Annotated in this window: 18 protein-coding genes; 7 read left to right on the top strand and 11 right to left on the bottom strand. The window is 71.6% G+C overall.

Annotated features, from left to right (window positions below):
• Window positions 1-84: 84 nt before the first annotated feature.
• Window positions 85-453 carry a hypothetical protein gene (locus AB0J97_RS42715; protein ID WP_364100439.1) on the bottom strand — a complete coding sequence of 123 codons (369 nt, stop codon included), beginning with the start codon at window positions 451-453 and terminating at the stop codon, window positions 85-87.
• 1,683 nt (window positions 454-2,136) lie between these two features.
• Here AB0J97_RS42715 and AB0J97_RS42710 point away from each other — a divergent pair.
• Window positions 2,137-2,421: a hypothetical protein gene (locus tag AB0J97_RS42710; RefSeq protein ID WP_364100437.1), complete on the top strand. Its 285-nt coding sequence runs from the start codon at window positions 2,137-2,139 to the stop codon at window positions 2,419-2,421.
• A gap of 79 nt (window positions 2,422-2,500) precedes the next feature.
• Here the strand turns inward: AB0J97_RS42710 and AB0J97_RS42705 are convergent, their stop codons facing one another.
• Genes AB0J97_RS42705 through AB0J97_RS42675 form a run of 7 tightly spaced genes read right to left on the bottom strand, consistent with a single transcriptional unit; the run spans window position 2,501 to window position 10,714 of the window.
• The gene (locus AB0J97_RS42705; protein WP_364100434.1) at window positions 2,501-4,120 is read right to left on the bottom strand and encodes an amidohydrolase; all 1,620 of its coding nucleotides are present in this window, start codon (window positions 4,118-4,120) and stop codon (window positions 2,501-2,503) included.
• 10 nt (window positions 4,121-4,130) lie between these two features.
• The gene (locus tag AB0J97_RS42700; RefSeq protein ID WP_364100431.1) at window positions 4,131-5,540 is read right to left on the bottom strand and encodes an amidase; all 1,410 of its coding nucleotides are present in this window, start codon (window positions 5,538-5,540) and stop codon (window positions 4,131-4,133) included.
• Complete coding sequence (locus AB0J97_RS42695; protein WP_357703775.1) at window positions 5,537-6,352, bottom strand: ATP-binding cassette domain-containing protein; 816 nt, start codon at window positions 6,350-6,352, stop codon at window positions 5,537-5,539. The genes AB0J97_RS42700 and AB0J97_RS42695 overlap by 4 nt, the downstream gene beginning before the upstream one ends.
• Window positions 6,345-7,301, bottom strand: coding sequence for an ABC transporter ATP-binding protein (locus tag AB0J97_RS42690; protein ID WP_364100427.1), 957 nt, complete (start codon window positions 7,299-7,301; stop codon window positions 6,345-6,347). Before AB0J97_RS42690 ends, AB0J97_RS42695 begins: the two co-directional genes overlap by 8 nt.
• Window positions 7,301-8,134, bottom strand: a complete 834-nt coding sequence (locus tag AB0J97_RS42685; protein WP_357704019.1) for an ABC transporter permease — start codon at window positions 8,132-8,134, stop codon at window positions 7,301-7,303. Before AB0J97_RS42685 ends, AB0J97_RS42690 begins: the two co-directional genes overlap by 1 nt.
• Window positions 8,135-8,156: 22 nt before the next feature.
• A complete protein-coding gene (locus tag AB0J97_RS42680) occupies window positions 8,157-9,092 on the bottom strand; it encodes an ABC transporter permease (protein WP_125645850.1) in 936 nt (311 codons plus the stop codon).
• Window positions 9,092-10,714, bottom strand: coding sequence for an ABC transporter substrate-binding protein (locus tag AB0J97_RS42675; RefSeq protein WP_364100423.1), 1,623 nt, complete (start codon window positions 10,712-10,714; stop codon window positions 9,092-9,094). The genes AB0J97_RS42680 and AB0J97_RS42675 overlap by 1 nt, the downstream gene beginning before the upstream one ends.
• Window positions 10,715-10,850: 136 nt before the next feature.
• Here AB0J97_RS42675 and AB0J97_RS42670 point away from each other — a divergent pair, with 136 nt between their 5' ends.
• A complete protein-coding gene (locus AB0J97_RS42670; RefSeq protein WP_364100420.1) occupies window positions 10,851-11,888 on the top strand; it encodes a LacI family DNA-binding transcriptional regulator in 1,038 nt (345 codons plus the stop codon).
• Here AB0J97_RS42670 and AB0J97_RS42665 read toward each other — a convergent pair whose 3' ends face one another.
• The gene (locus AB0J97_RS42665) at window positions 11,889-12,335 is read right to left on the bottom strand and encodes a MarR family transcriptional regulator (RefSeq protein WP_364100417.1); all 447 of its coding nucleotides are present in this window, start codon (window positions 12,333-12,335) and stop codon (window positions 11,889-11,891) included.
• A gap of 87 nt (window positions 12,336-12,422) precedes the next feature.
• On the opposite strand from AB0J97_RS42665, the gene AB0J97_RS42660 reads away from it, so the two are divergent.
• Genes AB0J97_RS42660 through AB0J97_RS42645 form a run of 4 tightly spaced genes read left to right on the top strand, consistent with a single transcriptional unit; the run spans window position 12,423 to window position 17,060 of the window.
• On the top strand, window positions 12,423-13,226 hold the full coding sequence (locus AB0J97_RS42660; RefSeq protein ID WP_364100414.1) for a crotonase/enoyl-CoA hydratase family protein: 804 nt from the start codon (window positions 12,423-12,425) through the stop codon (window positions 13,224-13,226).
• Window positions 13,223-15,202, top strand: a complete 1,980-nt coding sequence (locus AB0J97_RS42655; RefSeq protein WP_364100411.1) for an acetoacetate--CoA ligase — start codon at window positions 13,223-13,225, stop codon at window positions 15,200-15,202. The genes AB0J97_RS42660 and AB0J97_RS42655 overlap by 4 nt, the downstream gene beginning before the upstream one ends.
• Complete coding sequence (locus tag AB0J97_RS42650; protein ID WP_364100408.1) at window positions 15,199-16,146, top strand: 3-hydroxyacyl-CoA dehydrogenase NAD-binding domain-containing protein; 948 nt, start codon at window positions 15,199-15,201, stop codon at window positions 16,144-16,146. The genes AB0J97_RS42655 and AB0J97_RS42650 overlap by 4 nt, the downstream gene beginning before the upstream one ends.
• A 17-nt stretch (window positions 16,147-16,163) precedes the next feature.
• On the top strand, window positions 16,164-17,060 hold the full coding sequence (locus AB0J97_RS42645) for an amidohydrolase family protein (protein WP_357703791.1): 897 nt from the start codon (window positions 16,164-16,166) through the stop codon (window positions 17,058-17,060).
• Window positions 17,061-17,077: 17 nt separating this feature from the next.
• On the opposite strand, the gene AB0J97_RS42640 is transcribed toward AB0J97_RS42645, so the two are convergent.
• Window positions 17,078-19,597 carry a S8 family serine peptidase gene (locus AB0J97_RS42640; RefSeq protein ID WP_364100515.1) on the bottom strand — a complete coding sequence of 840 codons (2,520 nt, stop codon included), beginning with the start codon at window positions 19,595-19,597 and terminating at the stop codon, window positions 17,078-17,080.
• Window positions 19,598-19,638: 41 nt separating this feature from the next.
• Here AB0J97_RS42640 and AB0J97_RS42635 point away from each other — a divergent pair, with 41 nt between their 5' ends.
• Window positions 19,639-19,905 (top strand): hypothetical protein, encoded by a 267-nt coding sequence (locus AB0J97_RS42635; RefSeq protein WP_364100404.1) that lies wholly within the window; start codon window positions 19,639-19,641, stop codon window positions 19,903-19,905.
• 458 nt (window positions 19,906-20,363) lie between these two features.
• Here the strand turns inward: AB0J97_RS42635 and AB0J97_RS42630 are convergent, their stop codons facing one another.
• Complete coding sequence (locus tag AB0J97_RS42630) at window positions 20,364-21,785, bottom strand: MFS transporter (protein ID WP_364100401.1); 1,422 nt, start codon at window positions 21,783-21,785, stop codon at window positions 20,364-20,366.
• Window positions 21,786-21,834: the final 49 nt, after the last annotated feature.

Raw genomic sequence — 21,834 nt, 5'->3', positions numbered from 1 at the left:
ACCTGCTCCCAGAACAATCTAGCCGCCGCCGTCGAGACTCCCGCGCCGCTGGAAGCACCGTCCGGCGCCCTCGGGTCGGCGCGCTCAGCCCCGGTCCGCCGGCCTCCGGTTGAGCTGGACGACCACGGGCAGCAGGAGCAGGCCGCAGACACCCTGCTCCAGCTTGAACCACAGCGGGAACAGACCGGGCAACGCGATGATCACCACGATCGCGACCAGCATGATCGAGGTGACGATCCGCAGCCGCAGCAGCATCTTCCGCTCACCCCTGGCCGCCCGTGCCGCGAACAACCAGGTGACCAGCGAAGCGACGGCGACGAGCGTGCCGCGGACCCACACCGAGTCGGGGACCATCGCCGCGTCGTTCCGGAACACGACCATCGTCACCAGCGTCAGCACGCTGACCACGACGTACCCTCTGACCAGCCACACCATGTTGCGCATCTCGACCATCTCCGTCCTTGGTGCTCACCGACGGGATTCAGCGTCGCAACAGAGGCGCCCTGCGCGGATCGCCCGATCCGCCGATTGGGCGGTGGATTCGCGCGACCGTTCAAGTGGTGGAGCCGATCAACCGATCGGTGGAGCACGCCCTGGCTGAACGCCCCGGTCCGGGACGACCGTCCCGGACGCGAGGACGGTGAGCGCTCAGAGGAGACCGCACGCGCGGCAACCCACACCAGCGGTGCTTTCAGATGCGTGTGCCCAGCGTGCGGAGACGGCGAGCAGACCGGCGGCCAGGGCGCGGCCGTGCGCGGCGGCGTGCTCGCCGTCGCCCAGCCGGATCCGCCGGTCTTCGTGGTGCAGCACCCACGGCGCCGTCCGGCTGCCGGGCGACTGCGATGCCTGCGCCGGCCGACCTCACCCCGCGAGCCCCCTCACCGAGGTCGCCGCTGAGGTCGGCCAGTGCGGGCAGCGCCAGCCCGGCAGCGGTCTGGGCGGCGGCCAGCCGCTCACGTAGCTCCCGCACCTGTTCCTTGAGCTTGCTTTCGGCCCGGGCGGGGCGGGCCTGCAGCCGCGCGGCGAGCACGAACCCCGCCAGCACATCGGTCTCGAACTCAGCCAGCTACTGCGGCCCGGCCGAGCCGCGTGCCTCGCGAAGTTCCCGCACGACCGACAGGCTCAACCCACGTCTCCTCGTCTTCGACGCCGATGTCAGACGATCGAGGAGGACGATGGACCTTCACAATCTCCTAGTAGCCGGCACGTCGATCGCGTGCCCGTCCAGGGTGGCCTTGTACCAGACCTCCCCGATCTGGGCGTCAACTCTGCCCGTGCTCAGCCGCGGGGAATCGACCTACAGTTTTGGCCTTGCACCCACAACGAGCCCTCTGCCCAGCCGGTGTGACAGGCGTAGTAGATCTGACCTGCCGCGCCGATGACGAAGTTGCTCAGGGGACCCCAGTGGCCCGTGTTGCAGCTGGTTCCCCGGACGGTGGATTCAGAGGCATCGACGGATTCGCATGTTATGACGGTGGCGGCGTGGGCTGCAGGGAGCGGTGCGGCGGCTATCGCAGCAGCAGCGACGAGAGGGGCCAGCAGGGGCAGAGCGAGTCGCATGATCGGATCCCTTCCGGAGGTGTGGGCGTGGCGGACGCCACCCCATCAATCATTAACTCTATGTAGTTATATGGCCACTATCTGTGGCAGAAGGTTTGACATACTCGCCCGCGCTCTCGGCAAAATCAGAACAGCCCGGCGAACCCCATCGCCTCCTCATCAAACGCCACCACAGGAACGGGCACCCCATTTCCCAGCCCGCGTCTCTCCCGGTCAGACGCCCTGGTCCTGGCCCAGCCGCCCCACGACTCGAGCCTCACGCCGCACCCATCATCCCGGCGCCGGAACTCCTCCCCGCCCGCGCCACGAGCCGCTCTCCTGCTCGGTCTCGAAGAAGTCCGGACCGATGCTGATCTCCCGGGACCGGCCCGTCCCCCCTACCTCCTGGGAGATCGTCGTGGTGTCGGCGGTACGCACCGGACGCCTTGTTGTCCCAGGTGGCCGGAGGCCCGCCGCGCCGCTTGACGGAGAAGCGCACGCGCTCTTCTTCGCGAACTGCTGCTCGACCGCCTCGGCGACGGAGTCGAGGGACTGCCACCCGGGAGCCGCATCCCCAGCGCGGCACTCATGTGCCTCATGAGCCGACGATCGCAGATGATGATCTCTACCTCGCCCCGGCAGCGCGGCCCGCCCCGGGAGGGGCAGCCCGGTCGGCAGGCAAGCCGGTGGCCTACCGCCGACGCCACCCGCGAGGACCTGCCCGACTTCGCTTTCCCACGCGAGACCTGGCTGGTCGGCGCGCTGCCGGCCGAGCAGACCGACGAACGGACCGAAGCACGCCGCAACATGGGCTTGGACGTCCTGGCCGAAGCCCGCATCCAGCCGATCCCGACCAGCGCAGCGCAGACACTTACCGCTTGACCTGCAGAAACGGGCGGCCCCGCCCCTTCCGCCGCGGCGAGCGGAGAGGACGGGGACGGGTTCCCTCGGCGGTGAGCGGTCAGAAGGACGGATGCGTGTGCACCCGTCGTCCCTCCACGTAGGTGGCGAGGACGGTGATACCGCCCAGGTCACCGGGGGGGACGGCGAACGGGTCGGCGTCGGTGACGATGAAGTCGGCGAGCTTGCCGGGCTCGATGGTCCCCGTCCGGGTGTCGAGGTGGTTGATCCGGGCGGTGCCGATCGTGTACGCCGACAGGGCCGCCGCCACCGGGAGGCGCTGCGCGGGCAGGAACGGCCGCCCCGATCCGTCGGGGAGCATCCGGTTGACGGCGACGTGGATGCCGAGGAACGGATCCGGGCTGCTCACCGGCCAGTCGCTGCCCGCGGCGAGGGCGGCGCCCGAGCGCAGGAGGTCGCCGAAGGGGTACTGCCAGGTGGCGCGCCGGTCGCCGAGGAAGGGAATGGTCAGCTGGTCCATCTGCGGCTCGTGCGCCGCCCACAACGGCTGGATGTTGGCGGTGACCTCCAGGGCCGCGAACCGCGGCACGTCGTCGGGATGGACGACCTGGAGGTGGGCGATGTGATGCCGGTTGCCCTTGCGCCCGTTGACCTTGAGCGCCGCCTCGAACGCGTCCAGCGCCTCCCGGGCGGCTCGGTCGCCGACCGCGTGCACGTGGATCTGGACCCCGACGGCGTCCAGCCGGGTGATGTGGGCGCGCAGGTCCTCGGGTCCGATGAAGCTGATGCCGCTGTTGCCGGTCCGGCATCCGCAGCCGTCCAGGTAGGGGGAGGTCATGGCGGCGGTGTAGTTCTCCGCCACGCCGTCCTGCATGATTTTCACGCTGGTGGCTCTGAACCGTCCGGTGGTGGTACGGCGGGCGAGCAGTTCGGGGATCTGCTCCTCGCCCCGGTCCCGGTCCCACCACAGGGCGCCGACCACGCGCCCGGTGAGCATCGAGGCGTCGGCGGCGGCCTGGTAGGCGCGCTGGACCTCCGGGCTGACCATCGCGTCCTGCCATGCCGTCACTCCGGCCTGGTGCAGGCGTCGCTGGCCCGCCTGGAGGCCGCGGAGCAGGTCCTCGTCCGTCGGTTCGGGCACGTGCCTGCCCACGAGCGAGGCGGCGCCCTCGTGCAGGGTTCCTTGGGGGGTGCCGTCCGGTTCGCGTTCGATGCGGCCATCGGCCGGGTCGGGGGTGCTGTGGTCGACGCCGCACAGTCGCAGGGCCTCGGTGTTGACCCATGCGCCGTGCCCGTCCCTGTTGGTCAGGTAGACCGGCCGGTCGGGGACGACCTCGTCGAGCGCGATCCGGCTCGGTGTGCCGCCGGGGAACCATTCCATGGACCATCCGCCGCCGGAGATCCAGCGCGTCTCGGGATTGGCCGCGGCGTACGCGCGGACCGCGGCGAGGGCGTCGGCGGCGTCCCGCGCCTCGTGCAGGTCGCACCGGGTCATGGTGAGCCCGGCCAGGACCGGGTGCACGTGGGCGTCCTGGAATCCGGGAAGCAGGGTCCGGCCGGCCAGGTCGACGACCTCGGTCCGCGGGCCCGCAAGGTCGCGCATCTCCTCGTCGTCGCCGAGTGCCAGGATCCGCCCCTCGCGTACGGCCACCGCACGGCTCGGGGTGCCGGCCATGGGGCGTACTCGGCCGTTGACGAACAGGATGTCGGCAGAAGTCATGAAACTCTCCTCAGAGCTGCGGGCGGGTGGACCACGGCAGGACGCGTTCGACGGCGGCGCCGATGTGGAAGACGGTCGCGTCGTCGTAGCTGCGGCCGACGATCTGCACCCCGGTCGGCACGCCGTATGACGACAGGCCCGACGGGACGTTGAGCACGGGGCAGCGGCTGGCGATGTTGAACACGGGCGTCAGCGAATACTCCAGGTAGTGGTCGAGCTGGACGCCGTTGACCGTCAGCTTCGTGTCCACGTAGTCCTCGCCCGCGGGCAGCGCGGCGGCGCCGGCGGTGGGGCAGATCAGCGCGTCGTACCGGTCGAGCAGGTCACCGATCACGGCGTAGACGCGGCCCTCCAGCTCCAGCCCGGCCAGGAAGCCGTCGCGCGCCAGCGCGGCGCGAGAGTCCTCGGCGAAGGCGAGGGCGTAGGGCGTGAGCTCGTCGCGGTGCGCGTCGGCCACGCCGGCGACCATGGGGCCGAAGATGGCGCCGAAGTGGATGAAGGCCGCGCGCATGACGTCGGCGCGCCGCAACGGCACTTCCACCTGCTCCACGACGGCCCCGGCCGTGGCCAGCGCGTCGGCGACCGCGCGGGTGTTGGCCGCGACGTCCGGCTCGATCTCCCAGTTCCCCAGGTCCGGTGAGTACGCGATGCGCAGCCCTGCGACGTCGCCGAGGCGTTCGGGGACGTGTACGGCGGGGCGGATGGAGACGACGTCGGCCGGGTGCGGCCCGACGATGACGTTCTGCAGGAGCGCGCAGTCGGCGACGGTGCGGGCCATCGGGCCGTCATGGCAGTAGTGGTCCAGGTTGTACGGCGACATCGCGGGCACCCGCCCGTAAGGCGGCTTGTATCCGACCGTTCCGGTGGCCGCGGCGGGCAGGCGGATCGAGCCGCCGATGTCGGACCCCGTGGCCAGCGTCGCCGTCCCCGACGCCAGGGCCGCGCCCGCGCCGCCGGAGGAGCCGCCGGGCGAATAGTCCAGGTTCCAGGGGTTACGGGTGATGCCCCACAGCCGGGAGTGCGTGTAGGCGGCGCAGCAGAACTCCGGAGTGGTGGTGCGGGCGTGGACGATCCCGCCGGCGGCGATGACGCGCTCCACAACCGGGTGGGTGGCGTCGGCGACGTGGCCGGCGTAGGCCAGGGAGCCGTCGCTGGCCCGCCTTCCCGCAATCGGCTGCTCGTCCTTGGTGGCGACCGGGAGCCCTTCGAGCGGTCGCGGCGACCCGTGGACGTAGGCGTGCTCGGCCTTCCTGGCCTGGTCGAGCGCCTGCTCGAACATCGTCTCGCTGAGCGCGTTGACCCGGGGCTCGACGGCCTCGGCCCGCTCGATGACCGCGGTCATGAGCTCGACGGGCGACAGAGCCCGGGTCCTGAACAGCTCCAGGGCTTGCGTGGCGGGCAGGTGCGCGAGGTCACTCACATGATCTCCTGAAGGGCGCGCCGGTCGGCGGCGATCTGTACGGGGTCCCAGCCGGGCCGCGGCACGGAATGCAGCAGCAGGCGGGTGTAGGGGTGCTGGGGGGCGGCCAGGACCTGCTCGGTCGGCCCGGCCTCGACGACCTTGCCGCGGTACAGCACGACGATGTCGTCGGCCGCGTGCCGGACCAGGGCCAGGTCGTGGGTGATGAACAGGTAGGCGATGTCGAGAGTGCGGCGGATCCGCGCCAGCAGGTCGAGGATCTGCGCCTGGATGGAGACGTCGAGCGCCGAGGTGGCCTCGTCCAGGATGAGCACCTTCGGTTCGGTGGCGAGCGCGCGGGCGATGGCGACCCGCTGGCGTTGCCCGCCGGACAGCCGTCTGGGCAGCGCGGCCGCCTCGCGTTCGCCGAGCCCGACGCGTTCCAGCAGCTCATCGCGCCGGGCCTGCCGGGCCTGCCGGTCCATGGCGAAATGCAGGCGCAGCGACTCCTCCACGCATTCGCTCACGCTGATGCGCGGATCGAGGGAGAGGTAGGGGTCCTGGAAGACCATCTGGATCTCCCGCGCCCGCGCGAGCCTGGCCCGGCGGCCGCGCGGGACGCGCGAGCGGTCGCGGCCCTCGACGCCGATCCGTCCCGCGTCCGGGATCTCCAGGCCGACGAGCATGCGCGCGGTCGTCGTCTTGCCCGATCCCGACTCGCCCACCACGGCGAGCGAGCCGCCCGCCCGCAGCGAGAAGGAGACGCCGTCCACGGCGGTCTTGCCGCCGAACGCCTTGCGCAGCCCCTCGACCTCCAGCACGTTCTCAGTCATGGACCGGCTCTCCCGCTCTCAGGCACGCCACCTGGGCGTGCTCCAGGGTCTCCAGCACGGGCCGCCGCTCCCGGCACCGCTCGACGGCCAGGTGGCAGCGGGCCGCGAACGCGCAGCCGTCCGGCGACTCCGCGAGCGACAGGGGCCTGCCCGGCACCCCGTGCGGGGGCTCGTGCGACTCCAGCCGGGGCGTGGCCGCCAGCAGCCCGGCCGTGTACGGGTGGCGGGGCCGGGCGAAGAGCTCGCCGGTGGCCTGCTCCTCGACGATCCGGCCCGCGTACATCACGTAGATGCGATCGCAGATGGCCGCGGCCAGCTCCAGGTCGTGGGTGACGAACAACATGCCCATCCCCCGCTCGGTTCTCAGGTGCGACAGGATCGCGATGACTTCCGCCTGTGTGGTGACGTCCAGCGCGGTCGTCGGCTCGTCGGCGAGCAGCAGGTCGGGCTCGGCGGCGAGCGCCCCGGCGATCATCACCCGTTGCAGCATCCCGCCGGAGAACTCGTGCGGGTGGCGGCGCAGCGCGGCTCGCGGGTCCTCGATGCCCACCGCCTCCAGCAACCCCTCCGCACGATCGAGGGCCTGCCGGTACGGCAGGCCGCCCGCCCGCAGCCCCTCGGTGACGAAGTCGCCGATCCGCCGGACGGGATTGATCGACGCCCGCGGATCCTGGAAGATCATCGCCACTCGGCGACGGCGCAGGTCACGCAGTCCCGCGGCGGTCTGCGACAGCACGTCCTGGCCGTCGACCAGGACGCGCCCGCTCACGGCGGTCTGCCGGGGCAGCAGGCCGAGCACGGCCCGGCAGGTGACGGACTTGCCCGACCCGGACTCGCCGACGAGCCCGACGGCCTCGCCCTGGGCGACACGCAGCGACACCGCGTCCAGGATGGGCCGTGCGGCCTGGCCGGGCGCCAGCCGTACGGTCAGGTCGTTGATCTGGAGCATCAGCGCTCCCTCCCGGAGACGCGGTCGGCGATGCCCTCGCCGACGATGCTGAAGGCCACCACCGTGACCACGACGGCGGCGCCGGGGACCAGCGCGGGCAGCATGGCGCCCTGCAGCAGCGCGGACGCGCCCTCGTTGATCATGGCGCCCCAGTCCGGGACGGGCGGCTGCGTGCCGAACCCGAGGAAGGACAGCGCCGCGAGGTCCATGAGCGCGTACCCGAAGTTGATCGCCGACTGCGCGAGGATCAGCGGCACGACGTTCGGGACCAGGTGTCTCAGGCAGATGACCCAGCCGGACCAGCCCTGCACCCGGTAGGCGTGGATGTAGGGACGGGACATCTCCCGCAGGGCGACGCCGCGCGCCAGCCGTCCGACGTAGGGGGTGTACGCGATGCTCATCGCCACGACGGGCGCGGTCAGACCGGGCCCGAACATGGCCACCAGGCTGATCGCCAGCAGCAGCGCGGGGAAGGCGAAGACGAAGTCCATCGCGCGCGACAGGACCGCGTCGGCGACCCCGCCGGTCCAGGCGGCGAGGACGCCGAGCAGGGTGCCCGCCACCGTCGACAGGGTCACCACCAGGAGAGGGCCGAGCAGTCCCGCCCGCGCGCCGAAGATCAGGCGGGACAGGACGTCGCGGCCGGACTGGTCGGCGCCGAGCAGGTGATCGGCGCTCGGGCCGCTCAGCGCGGCCGAGAAGTCGATGGCGAGCGGGTCGTGCGGCGCCACGACCGGGGCGAGGATCGCCACCGCCACCAGGACGGCCAGGACGGCGACGCCGGCGACGGTCGTCCTGTCGGCCGGGAGCCGGTATCGGCGGTGGAGGGTCACGGCTGTCAAGGGGACTCCTTCGCTACGCCCTGCGCAGGCGCGGATCAATGGCCGGTTGGACCAGGTCGACCAGCAGGTTGGCGCCCACGAAGACGACGACGATCAAGGTGGTGACGGCCTGCACGACCGGGAAGTCCTTGACGGTGACCGAGCTGACCAGCAGCTGCCCGATCCCGGACAGGCCGAAGGCGGTCTCCACGATCGAGGTGGCGACGAGCAGCCCGGCGATCACCGTGCCGGTGACCGTGCTGATCGGGCCGAGCGAGTTGCGCAGGACGTGGCGCCGGATCACCGCGTTCTCCTGGACGCCGCGCGAGCGCGCCACCTCGACGTGCTCGCGGGCCAGCTCCTCCAGCATGGACGCGCGGGTGACCCGGGCCAGCAGGCCGGCGAACGTCAGGGCGAGCGCGGCCGCGGGCAGGGTCAGATGCCAGAGCCGGTCGACCAGCCCCTCACCGTTGCCGAAGGCGGGGAACCAGCCGAGCTGGACGGAGAACAGCGAGATCAGGCCGATCGCCGCGACGAACGAGGGGGTCGCGGTGGCCACCCCGGTGCCGATGAGGACGACCCTGTCGAGCGGGCCCGGCCGCAGCGCGGCCAGGGCGCCGAGGATCAGCCCCGCGGCCACGATGAGCAGCCCGGCGTAGCCGACCAGGAAGAGCGTGGTGGGCAGCCTGGCCAGGAGCAGACCGGTCACGTCCTGGCGGAACTGCACCGAGCGGCCGAAGTCCCCGGTCACCGCGCCGCCGACCCATTTGAGGTACTGCGTGAGGAACGGATCGTCCAGGTGGTACTGGGCCCTGATCGCCGCGATCGCCTCCGGGGACGCCGAACGCCCTTGGGTGAGGAACGAGGCCGGGTCGCCGGGAGCCAGGTACACGGCGGAGAACACCGCGAACGAGGCCCCTAGCAGGGTCGCGACCAGCCCGGCGAGCCTGCGGGCCAGGAAGGCGCCCATCAGTCGGCCGACCCGAGCACCGCGGCCCAGGGATAGACGAGCTGGGTGATGCCGGTGGGCGCGCCGGTGAGCCGCTTGTTGAGGAACATGCTGTGCGGCACCTCGTACAGCGGGATCCACACCATGTCCCGGACGGCGATCTCCTGCAGCTCGGCGACGACGGCGGCGCGGGCCGCGGGGTCGGCCTCGGCGCTCGCCCGGTCGACGAGCTTGTCGTAGTCGGGGTTGGAGTAGCCGCCGTAGTTGGCGAAGTTGCCGGTCTGCAGGATCCCGTAGAACTCCAGCGGGTCGGGGGTCGAGTCGTACCAGATGGTCATGACCAGGTCGATGCCCTCGCGGGCCTTGGGGTCGGAGAACAGCGCGGAGTAGGCGTCGGGGGCCACCGCCTTCTGCTCGACCTGGAGTCCGATGGCCTGGCCCGCGGCCTGGACGGCGTTGGCGATGACGCCGATGTCGGGAGCCATCGTGCTCGTGGCGATCACGATCTTCCTGCCTGTGCCGCCGGCCTCCTTGACCAGCTTCTTGGCCGCTTCGAGGTCGGTGTTCAGCTCGGGGAGCTTGGCGTAGTACTGCTGGGCGGCCTCGGGGGCGATCCCCCACGCGCCGATCGCCGCCGGCGCCTTGGCCGGTGTGGCGACCCCGGCCACGCTGGCCTTGAGGATGTCCTTGCGGTCGAGCGCCATGGACAGCGCCTTGCGCAGCCTCAGGTCGCCGAGCGTGCCCTTGAGGTCGAGCGGGATGAGGCTGACGGCGGCGGTGTTGGGGCCGAAGTACAGCTTGCCGCTGGAGGCGGCGCCCAGGCGGGTGAAGCCGGTGGTGGGGACCAGGTAGCTGCCGTCCGCCTCGCCCGAGAGCAGGGCGTTGACGCGGGCCGCCGGGTCGGAGATGAAGACGTTCCGGACGGTCGCGGCCCTGGCCTTGAGCGCGGCGTCCCAGTAGCCGTCGAAGCGCTTGAGGTTGATCGCCTGGCCCTTGTCCCACCTGTCGAGCGAGTACGGCCCGGTGCAGTTCACGCCCTTGTCCGGGGTGCCGTACCCGGTACCCTCGCGGGCCAGGAACGCGGCGCTCTCGATGGTCCCGGCCGATGTGCCCATCTGCTCGTTGAACAGCTGGTCGGGCTTCTTCATGTGGACGGTGACCTCCATGGGGCCCGTCTTCTCCACCGATTTGACGTTCTGGTAGGACGAGACCCAGTACGACCCCACCTTCGGATCCATGTGCCGGCGCATGCTGGCGACCACGTCGTCGGCGGTGAGCGGCGAGCCGTCATGGAAGCGCACGCCCTCGCGGATCGTGTACACCCAGCGCCCGGGGTTGGGCGATTCGGCCTTGCTCGCGAGCCCCGGCTCGACCCGGAAGTCGGGCGTGATCCGCATGAGCTGCTCGCACACGTTGGCGAGCACGGTGTTGGGCGGGTAATCGAAGGCGTAGGCGTAGTCGAGCGACTGCGGCTCCGCGTAGAGCGCCCAGGTCACGGCGTCCACCGGGCCCTTGGCCGGCGGGAGGTCCGCCGTGACGGTGAAGGCGCCGGCTCCGGACGCCTTCGGAGCGGCCGTGCCGCCTCCGCAGGCAGCGGCCGCCAGTACGGTCAGCGCCGCGGCGGCGAGACGAGCGGTACGCATCGGACCACCTCTTCCTCGTGCGGGAAAGTGCCACGAGTATTGGTGAAGGAACGTTCCTGCACAAGACACTGAAGGAACGATTCAGCAACGGTCAGCGAGGTGGCGAATTGCCTGACATCCTGCAAAGATCGGACCCATGGAAGAGCCAGAGCGTAAGGTCGGCGCGCGCGTACGCCTGGTCGACGTCGCCCGCGCGGCGGGGGTGTCCAAGACCACCGTCTCGGACGCGCTCAACGGCGCGGGCCGCCTCCCCGACGCCACCCGCGAGCACGTCCGGCAGGTGGCGCGCCGGCTCGGATACCGGCCGAACGCCACGGCGCGGCGGCTGCGCGCCGGGCGCTCACGCCTGCTCGGCCTCGCCGCCCGCGAGTTCGTCGAGCATCCGTGGTTCTACACTGAGCTCGCCTACTTCGCCCGGCTGACCGCCGCCACGACCCGCGCGGGCATGACCCACGGATACGGCGTGGTGCTGCTGCCCACCACCGGCCCCGACGACTACTGGACGGACCTGCCTCTCGACGGCGTGTTCGTGGTGGATCCGGTCGAGGGAGACCCCCTGGTCGGAGACTTTCTCGCCGCGGGAGTGGCCGTGGTCTCCGACCGCAGAGCCGTGGCGGGGACACCGTGGCCATGGGTCGACTTCGACTACGGCGCGGCCCTGCGCGGTGTGCTCGACCACCTGGCGGCGGCGGGCGCCCGGCGGATCGCCGCGGTCGGCGCCCCGACCACGGCCTGCTACCACCGGGATTCCGTCCAGGCCTACCTCGACTGGTCTGCGGAGAGGGGCCGCGTCCCGTTGCTGGCCCAGCTCGGCGGGCCCGGCTTCGAGCCGACGCTGGCCGCGGTGGAGAGGTTGCTGGGTGATCCCGAGCCGCCGGACGCGCTGGTCGTGCTCGTCGAGGTCAGCCCGTCCCTGCTCCTGGACAGGATCCGCAAGCTCGGCAGGTCGGTGCCCGGCGACCTGCTGCTGGTCTGCGCGACGGAGGATCCCACAGCGCCGTTCACGGATCCGCCCGTCAGCACGCTCAGCTTCCTGCCGGTCGAGACGGCCGACATCGCGGTCGGGATGCTCGTCGACCTCATCGAGGGCCGCGGTGTCGCGGGCGGCCGGCTGCTCCAGGCGAGGTTCGACATCCGCGCCTCCTCCGATCCCCGCTCTGCGCCGGGAGGCTGATCACTTTCGAGCCGGGCGCAGGGTCGTCCACGCCAGGGTGAGGGCGGTGCGGAAGGTGTCGGCCTGGTCGGGCGACAGGCCCGAGATCATGCGGTCCTCAAGTTCGGCGGCGGCCTCGGCGTGGGCGTCGAGGAGCGCCCGGCCCTCGTCGGTGAGGTAGAGCAGCAGTTCGCGCTTGTTGGCCGGGTTGGGCGAGCGGCGGATGAGGTGACGCCGGTCGAGGGCGCCGATCAGGTCGGCCATGGCCTGCGGGGTGACGAAGGAGTCGCGGGCGAGCTGGGCGGCGGTCATCCCGTCCTTGTGCTGCAGCACGGTGAGCGCCGTGTACTGCGGCGTGGTCACGCCCGAGTCGCGCAGCATCTCGTCCAGGCGCGACTTGATCGCCAGTTCGAGCCGTTTGACGGCGTACAGCAGCGACGGGGTGGGGCGGGGCGGGGCGCTGGCCATGACGAACAGTATCCCAGCCAGTCATTGACAGGAAACCTGATGATACTTCAGCCTTCTTCATCAGGATTCCTGTCAATTGGAGAGCCTGTGATCCCTCCCTGCCCTGACCTGCCCCCCTCACTGGCGCTGGAGCACCACGGGGACATCGCGGTGCTGTCGTTGAACCGGCCGGCCAAACGCAACGCGCTGGACGAGGCCACGATCGCCGGGCTCGGCGCCTTCTTCGCCGCCCCGCCCCCGTGGGCCATGGCCGCGGTGCTCGCCGCCGAGGGTGCACACTTCTCCGCCGGGCTCGACCTCGGCGAGCTCACCGTACGAGACGCCGTCGGCGGCCTGCACCACTCGCGCGGGTGGCACGAGGCGATGGACCGGATCGGCCACGGTGTCCTGCCGGTGATCGCGGTCCTGAAGGGCGCCGTCATCGGCGGCGGCCTGGAACTGGCCGCGGCCGCGCACCTGCGCGTCGCCGAGGAGTCGGCCTTCTTCGCCTTCCCCGAGGGCAGCCGGGGGCTCTTCGTGGGCGGCGGCGCCTCGGTCCGGGTCTCCCGGCTGATCGGAGCTCAGCCGATGATCGACATGATGCTCACCGGAAGGGTCCTGACGGCCACGGAAGGCGAGGCCCGCGGCCTGGTCGACTACCGGGTGGCCGAAGGCGACGGGATCACCAAGGCCCTGGCCCTGGCCCGGCAGGTCATCGGGAACTCGCCGATCGCCAACTACGCCGTCCTGCACGCCCTGCCGCGCATCGCCGACGCCGACGCCGAGACGGGGCTGCTCCTGGAATCCCTCATGTCGGCCGTGGCACAGAGCAGCACGGAGGCCAAGGCCCGGATACAGGACTTCCTCGACGGCAGGGCCGCCAAAGTCGGCCCTCCGGGAGCCGCCCGATGAGCACCCCCCTCCCCCCGACAGAGCCGCTGTACGTCCCCGGCCCCGAGCAGATCGCCAGGGCGCACGCCACCGGCTTCATCGGCTGGCTCGCCCGCGAGCGCGGCGTGACCGTACCGACCTGGAACGAGCTGCGGCACTGGTCGGTCACCAGCATCGAGGACTTCTGGGCAGCGGTGTGGGACTACTTCGAGATCAAGGCCCACGCGCCCTACGACAGCGTCCTGGCCGAACCGGGCATGCCCGGCGCCCGCTGGTTCCCGGGAGCGACCCTCAACTACGCCGAGCACTGCCTCGGTACGCCCGAGGACGCCGGCCAGGTCGCGGTCGTCGGCCATTCCCAGACCCGGCCGCGCGTCGAACTCACCTTCGCCGAGCTCGCCGAGCAGGTCCGGCGCGTCCGGGCCGGCCTGCGGCGGCTCGGGGTGCGGCGCGGCACCCGGGTGGTCGCCTACCTGCCCAACTGCCCGGAGACACTGATCGCGTTCCTGGCCACGGCGAGCCTCGGCGGCATCTGGGCGAGCTGCGCCCCGGAGTTCGCCGCCCCCGCCGTGGTGGACCGGTTCGGCCAGATCGAGCCGGCCGTCCTGCTCGCGGTGGCGGGCTGCACCTACGGGGACAAGAAGATCGACCGGCGCGAGCAGGTCCAGGCGATCCGGGACGGCATCCCCTCGCTGGAGCACGTCGTGCACGTCCCGTACGGCGGGCTCGACCTCCCCGGCGCCTTGTCCTGGACGGAGCTCGCCGCGCCCACGGACCAGGCGCTGAGGTTCGAGCCGGTGCCCTTCGACCATCCCCTGTACGTGCTGTTCTCCTCCGGTACCACCGGTAAGCCGAAGGCCATCGTGCACGGCCACGGCGGCATCCTGCTGGAGCACCTGAAGAACCACGCCTTCCACTGGGACCTGGGCCCCGGCGACCGGCTGCTGTGGTTCACCACGACGGCGTGGATGATGTGGAACACGCTGGTCTCCGCGCTGCTCGTGCGCTCCTCGATCGTGATGATCGACGGCAACCCGCTCCACCCCGACCTGCGCGCGCAGTGGCGGCTCGCGCAGGAGACCGGCGCCACCCTCATGGGCGCCAGCCCCGGCTACCTGATGGCCTGCCGCAAGGAAGGGGTGCGGCCGGGTGAGGAGTTCGACCTGTCCCGGCTGCGGCAGATCGGCGTGGCCGGCAGCCCGTTCCCCGTCGAGGGTTTCCGGTGGGTGGCCGAACAGTTCGGCCCCGCTGTCCTGCTGAACGTCGGCAGCGGCGGCACCGACGTGTGCACCGGCCTCGTCCAGGGATCGCCGTTGCAGCCCGTGTGGGAGGGGGAGATGTCCGGGCCGAGCCTCGGCGTGGACGCCAAGGCGTTCGACGAGCACGGCAACGTGGTGGTCGGCGGCGTCGGCGAGCTCGTCATCACCACGCCGATGCCCTCGATGCCGGTACGCCTGTGGGGCGACGAGGACGGCCGCCGGATGCGCGAGACCTACTTCAGCCGTTATCCCGGCGTCTTCCGCTTCGGCGACTGGTGCCGTTTCTCCTCCCACGGCTCCTGCGTCATCACCGGCCGATCGGATGCCACGCTCAACCGCGGCGGCGTCCGGCTGGGCACCGCCGAGTTCTACCGGGCCTTGCAGGACGTCGAAGAGGTCACCGACAGCCTCGTCGTCCACCTGGAGAGCAAGGAGGGCGACATGGGAGAGCTGATCCTGTTCGTCACCCTCGCCGACGGGCTCGTCCTGGACGAGCCGTTACGCGCCCGCCTGATCGCGCGTATCCGCGCCACACTGTCCCCGCGGCACGTGCCCGACGCCGTCCTGGCCGTCCCCGCGATGCCCTACGGACGAACCGGCAAGAAGCTCGAAGTCCCCGTCAAGAAGATCCTGTTGGGCGCCGCCCCTGACGAGGTCGCCTCGGCCGGCTCCCTCCTGGACCCGGCGGCGCTCGACGCGTTCACCGCCATCGCCCGCGACCGCGCGAGGCAGGCGTGAAGAGCCCGGCGGACCAGCCGGTCGCCGTCATCGGCACGGGCGTCATCGGCGCCGGATGGGCAGCTCTGTTCCTCGCCCGCGGCCTCGACGTCACCGCCTTCGACCCCGTCCCGGACGCCGAGGAACGGTTGAGGGCCGCGCTCGACCTGGCCTGGCCCGCGCTCACCCGGCTCGGCCTCGCCGACGGCGCCTCCCGCGACCGGCTCACTTTCACCGCGACCGCAGGTGACGCCGTCGCCGGAGCGCGGTTCGTCCAGGAGAGCGGGCCGGAACGCGTCGACCTCAAGCGCACACTGCTGGCCACGCTGGACGAGGCGACTCCGCCGAGCGCCCCGATCGCCAGCAGTTCGTCGGGCCTGATGCCCAGCCACCTACAGGAGATGTGTCCCGCTCATCCCGAAAGGGTGCTCGTCGGACACCCGTTCAACCCCGCCCACCTGATCCCGCTGGTGGAAGTCGTGGCCGGCGAGCGCACCGGCCTCGACATCACCCGGCAGACGATGGACTTCTACCGCTCCGCCGGCAAGCGGCCGGTGCTCGTGCGGCGTGAGGTTCCCGGGCACCTCGCCAACCGGCTCCAGGCCGCCCTGTGGCGGGAGGCGTACTCGCTGGTGGAGCGGGGAGTCGCGAGCGTCGCCGACATCGACGCCGCCATCGCGCACGGCCCCGGCCTGCGGTGGGCCCTGCTCGGCCCGCTGGTCAACCAGCACCTCTCGGGCGGACCCGGCGGGATGGCGCACACCCTGCGCCACCTCGGCCCGCCGGCCCAGACCTGGATGGACGACCTCGGCACGCCGCGGCTCACCCCCGAACTCGCCGGCCTGCTCGTCGACGGCGTGCGCGACGAGCTCGACGGCATCGACCAGGAAGCCATGACGGCCGACCGCGACGCGCTGCTCGTCGGCCTGCTGCAGGCCAAGCGCCGGCACCACGCCCTTCCCTGACACACCGAGAAGGAACGATGATCTACACCCCGCGCATCGACCCGGACGCCATCGTGGCCCTGGACGTCCACGCCCACATCGAGGCCGACCACCACGGCCGCCTCTCCCTCGACGCCGAGCTGATGGCGGCCTCGGCGAAGTACTTCAAAGCCGGTCAGGACCGCACCCCGACGATCGACCGCGTCGCCGCCTACTACCGGCAGCGGAACATGGCCGCGGTGGTCTTCACCGTCGACGCCTCCACCGAACTCGGCCACCCGGCCCTGTCCAGCGAGGAGATCGCCCGTCAGGCGGCCGAGCACGCCGACGTCCTCATCCCCTTCGGCTCCGTGGATCCGCGCCGCGGCCCGGCCGCCGTCGCCCAGGCGCGGCGGCTCGTGCAGGAGTTCGGCGTGCTCGGCTTCAAGTTCCACCCGAGCCTGCAGGGCTTCACCCCCAACGACCCCGCCCACTATCCGCTCTGGCGGGCGCTGGAGGACCTGGGCAGCGTCGCGCTGTTCCACACCGGCCAGACCGGCATCGGCGCCGGCCTGCCCGGCGGGCGCGGCATCAAGCTGCGCCACTCCGACCCGATGCTGCTCGACGACGTCGCCGCCGATTTCCCCGGGCTCACCATGATCCTCGCGCACCCGTCCGTTCCCTGGGTCGACGCCTCCCTGTCCATCGCCGGCCACAAGTCCAACGTCTACCTCGACCTGTCCGGCTGGTCACCGAAGTACTTCCCGCCGCAGCTCGTCCGCCAGGCCGCCGGGCCCCTGCGGCACAAGGTCCTGTTCGGCTCCGACTACCCCGTCCTCACCCCCGACCGCTGGATGGCCGACTTCGCCGCCCTGGACGTCAAGGACGAGGCCAAGCCCCTCATCTACAAGGAGAACGCCCTACGCGTTCTCGGCCTGCGCAGGGCGAGTCGATGAACGCGGCCCGGGTACGGTCAGCCGACTGCGTAGGCGCGGGTCACCGTCTGGGTGACGCCGTCACCGGCGGTGTCCTTGACCGTCGCGCGCAGGGAGACGAACCCCGACGAGCCTGGGTTGGCGACGGTCGCCGTCCAGCCGGAGGCGGCTGCCCGGGTCCTGACGGGCTGCCATGTGGCGCCGTCGTCGGTGGAGAACTCCAGCTTGACCGTGCGCACCGCGGCGCCGCGGGCGCCGGGGTTGCGTTCGATCCACATTGACAGCTGAGTTCGTGACCCGGGTTCGGCCCGGTTCGCGGTGTCGAGGCCTCTGGGCGCGTACCTGACCGCCATCAGCGGCAGGGGCGTGGCCTGCGCCGTACGGGCCGAGCGGAACGTCCAGACGGCGTCGACACCTGTGGACAGGGCGTTCACGGACATGTCCCTGTGCGAGGACACGGCGAGGGTGTAGGTGCCGGCGTCCTGCGGCAGCGTCGCGGACAGCGCGCACTGATCGCTGTTGCCGGGCGCGCACCCGGCGATGCCGCTGGTGGCGATCTGCCTGCCGTCGCGCGAGAGGGTCAGGGTGCCGGTGGCGGTGGCGTCCATGCCGGTCAGCTCCGCGACGCCGTCGGTGTAGAGCCGGCCCGCGAAGAACTGGAGCGTGTCCCCGCTGCGGCTGCCGCCGGGCGTGGCGAACGACGGACCCGCGACCGCCGCGTTCCAGACCTCGGAGAAGGCGCGCTCGCGCACCCGGCTCGTGCCGATCTGCCGGGAACCGCCCGTCTGGAACTCCGAGGACCAGGCGAGCCCGGGGCTCCGGTAGTGCGTCATGGCGGAGGGCAGCGGGATTTCCCTGGTGGGCAGGGTGAGTGCCCAGATGCCGGCCGGGTCCAGCGGTCCCGTCCACATGGTGCCCGTGCCGGTCGCGCCCGAGGCGCGGAACGTCTCGGATGCCTTGACCAGGTCCCTGGTCCGCGCCGAATAGGTGGGGTCGTCCGGGATGCCGCCTGTGCGGCGGTCGACGAGGTCGTAACGGTAGGGGCTGGGCGCGGCGTCCTTCTTGTGCCAGACGCTCCAGGACTCGTAGGTGAGCCCTGGTTGCCGGACGGGAATGACGTAGTAGCCCTCATTGGGGTCCTGACCGGAGGAGTACCAGCCGTACTGCCATGGACCGTTGGCGAGGTGGAGGCCGAACTCCTGGTCGGCCGCGGCGGTGGGGTCGTCCACGGCGAACCGGATCCGCTTGCCCTCGCGCGCGTCGACCGTGATGCGCACGTCGTCGTCATCGACCGCGAGCGGCCGGTGTCCGGTCGTCAGGACGACGGGGTCGAAGTCGTAGATCTCGGTGTAGAGGTTCCAGGCGCCCTTCGGGAGCCGCGCCTTCGCCACCCCGTCGCGGAAGCGGAGGGTCCGCTGAGCACCGCTCGCCTGGTCGTAGACCATTCCGTACGCCCTGCCGGCCGGAACGCCCGACCTGGCGACAGCGGTGACGGTGACGTCGTGGGACTCCGGTTCCACGTACGCGCCCGCCGGCGTACGGAGGACAGTGTCGCCGGAGGTGGCGGTGAGCACGCCCGGGTAGTCGCCGGCGGCCTTGCCGGCGACGTCGACAGTGAGGGAAAGGGACGCCTGCCCGCCCGCCGGGACCTCCAGCTTGTCCTGCGGCAGCTTCAGCACGTCAGTGTCGGTCGTGAGGTTCAGGGTGACGGGGGTGTCCCCGTCGTTGGTGTAGGTGATCGTCCGGGTCGCCTGGTCGCCACCGGTGTGCTGCCACGGGAAACCGGCCCAGACAGTGGCGGGAGAGGCGATGACCGGCTGCGCCAGCGCGCGGGGCACGTCCACCCGCCCGGCGCCCTGATCGTAGAGGCCGGTCCCGCTGGTGGGCTTGGCGCTGTCGACCAGCGCGGCCTTGAGCTGCTGCCCGGTCCAGCCGGGGTGTCGCTGGGCGAGGATCGCCGCCGCGCCGCTCACGTGCGGCGCCGCCATGGAGGTCCCGCTGTGCGCCACGTGGGGCCCGTCTGCGGTGCCCTCGGCCGCTGCGGCGACGATGTCCACGCCAGGGGCGGTGATCTCGGGCTTGATCGCGTGATCGCCCGCTCTGGGGCCCTTGCTGGAGAATTCGGATACCCGGTCCGACCGGTCGACGGCGCCTACGGAGAGCGCGGCGTCCGCGGTGGACGGGCTGGTCACGGACCCTTCGCCGCCCTCGTTGCCGGCCGCCACCACGAAGAGCGTGCCCGTCCGTTCCGACAAGGTGTTCACCGCCTGCTCGACGGGATCATCGCCGGGCTCGTCCACCGTGCCGAGGCTCAAGTTGACGACCTTGGCGCGGACCTCGGTGGCGGCCCACTCCATGCCTGCCAGCAACGCCGAGTCGGCGATACCGTCGACGCCGCCCACCTTCCCCATGGCGATGCGGGCCCCCGGCGCGACGCCTCGGTACTTCGTCCCGGCCCCGGCGACGATCGAGGAGACATGCGTGCCATGGCCGACGCGGTCGGTCATGTCCGGCTCGTCGGAGAAGTTGCGCTCCTGGGTGACGACCCCCCTTGAGATCGGGATGCCCGGCGTCGTAGCCGCTGTCGAGCACGGCCACCGTGACGCCCTGGCCGGTGAACCCCTGCTGCCACGCCTCGGTCGCGCCGATCTGCGCGGTGCTGCGATCCAGCGTGAAGGACCGGCGCCCGTCGAGCCAGATCTTGCCCTTCCCCGCGGCCGGCGTACGAACCCTGCTCACCAGATCCCTCCACGTCCGCGCGGCGGTGCTCTTCGGCACCCGTACCGCCGCCACGCCGAGGTCGCCGAGCTCGCGGGTCAGGCGCGTCCCGCTCAGTGTCGGGGCCGGCTTCTCCCCCAGGGCCTGACTGATCAGCGGGATCTCGTCCGTGTCGGCGTCGCCGTACCTCCATGCGAGAAGCCGGGTCACATCGAAGAGCCGATCGTCGAGCAGTCCCTCGCTGACGAGCGGGAACGCGTCCGAGGGGATCACGTAGAGGTGTCCGTCGCGCAATTGCGTCGAGTAGCGGACCTGCCGTCCAGGGGCGCTCTCCACCCGGTGGCCCCGGCCGCTGACCGTCACCTTGTCCCCGGTCAGGAGCGTCACGCTACCGGAAACGACCGGGCCGGATCCTACGGGGGCCTGCTGCGGAGCCGCGGCGAAAGAGGGTTCCTGAGCCGTGACGACTGCCAAGGAACCGGCCAGTACGGCCGTCACCAATCCTGTTCGCAAAGTTGTGAATGCCACACCCCTACTTGGACGAACCGGCGTGAAGCGTTATGAGGCACGTCCGGAGGGGCGACACTCGGCGTCCGGCCGTTTCTGTTACTTCTGGGCGAGTGCGGCCTGCGATGTCTGCTGGTGAGCGGGTGCCGAGGCCGGGCGCCGTACCAGGAGAAGGGTGATCGCGCCTGCGGCGAGGCCGATCGCGCCGGCGGTCAGGAAGGTGGCGTTCAGGCCGGAGGCGTACGCGGCGGCCTGGGAGACGGTGTGGTCCAGGGCGTCTTGCAGCTTCGAGCGGAAGACGGTGCCGAGGACGGCGACGCTGACCGCGAACCCGAGCTGGCGGAAGGTGCTGACCGCCCCGGCCGCCATGCCGGCGCGTTCCGGCGGCACCGAGGCCATCGTCGCGGCCGTCACGTTCGGCACGGCCACCCCGACCCCGACCCCGACGACGACGGCTCCGGGGACGAGGGCGGCCCAGCCCGAGTCCCCGGTCAGCACCGCCTGGCCTGCCACGCCGGCGCCGACGAGCAGCATCCCGAGGCCGATCGTCCAGCGCGGCGAGACGGCGTGCAGGAAGCGGCCGGACAGCAGAGAGACCACCAACGACACCGCGGGGATCGGCAGGATCACCAGCCCGGCCTGGAGCGCGCCGAGCCCCTGGACGGACTGCAGCCACATTGAGGTGTACATCAGGTACGCGAACGCCGCCCCCGACATCGCCAGGGAGCCGATCATGATTCCGGTGAAGGACGGGCTGCGGAACAGGCGAAGGTCCAGGATGGGGGACGGGCTACGGGCCTCGACCGCGACGAAGGCGGCCAGCGCGATCGCCGCGGCGGCGAACGTCCCGACAATGACGGGCGATCCCCAGCCGTCCTCGCCGGCCCGGGTCAGCGCGTAGACCGACGCGCCCGCCGCGGTGGCGAACAGCGCGATGCCCGGCAGGTCGATCCGCCGCGCGTCCGGGTTGCGGGACTCATCCACCACGCGCAGGGTCAGCGCCACGGCGGCCACGCTGACGGGCAGGTTGACCAGGAACGTCGACCTCCAGCCGAGTCGCTGGGTCAGCAGCCCGCCCAGGATCGGCCCGATCCCGGACGCGGCGCCGTTGACCGCGCCCCAAACGCCGAACGCCACGCCCCGGTCACGTCCCTCGTAGGAGGCACCCACGAGCGCCACCGTCGTGGCGAACATCATCGCGGCGCCCGCGCCCTGGATGGCCCGTGCAGCGATGAGGGAGCCCACGTTCGGGGCCAGTCCGCTCGCCAGCGACGCCACGGCGAAGGTGACCAGGCCCACCACGTACACACGGCGGCGACCGAGCAGGTCGGCCAGCCCACCCGCGCCCAGCAGCAGAGCCGCGAGCGCCAGCGCATAGATGTCCATCACCCATTGGAGAGACGAGAACGACGCCTTCAGCGACGCCGCCATGTCCGGCATCGCCACCGTCACGATGTTGACGTCCACCAGCAGCATGAACGTTCCCAGGCTGACGGCGGTCAACGGCCCCCACTTGCCCATGATGATCCTTCCGATCGTTATGCGAAGACGCCTCAACGATCAGCGCAAA

It is taken from the genome of Nonomuraea sp. NPDC049607, assembly GCF_040675375.1.
Classification (GTDB): domain Bacteria; phylum Actinomycetota; class Actinomycetes; order Streptosporangiales; family Streptosporangiaceae; genus Nonomuraea.
Note: the sequence above shows the minus strand (reverse complement) of the source record. Positions and strands in the feature narration are given on the sequence as shown.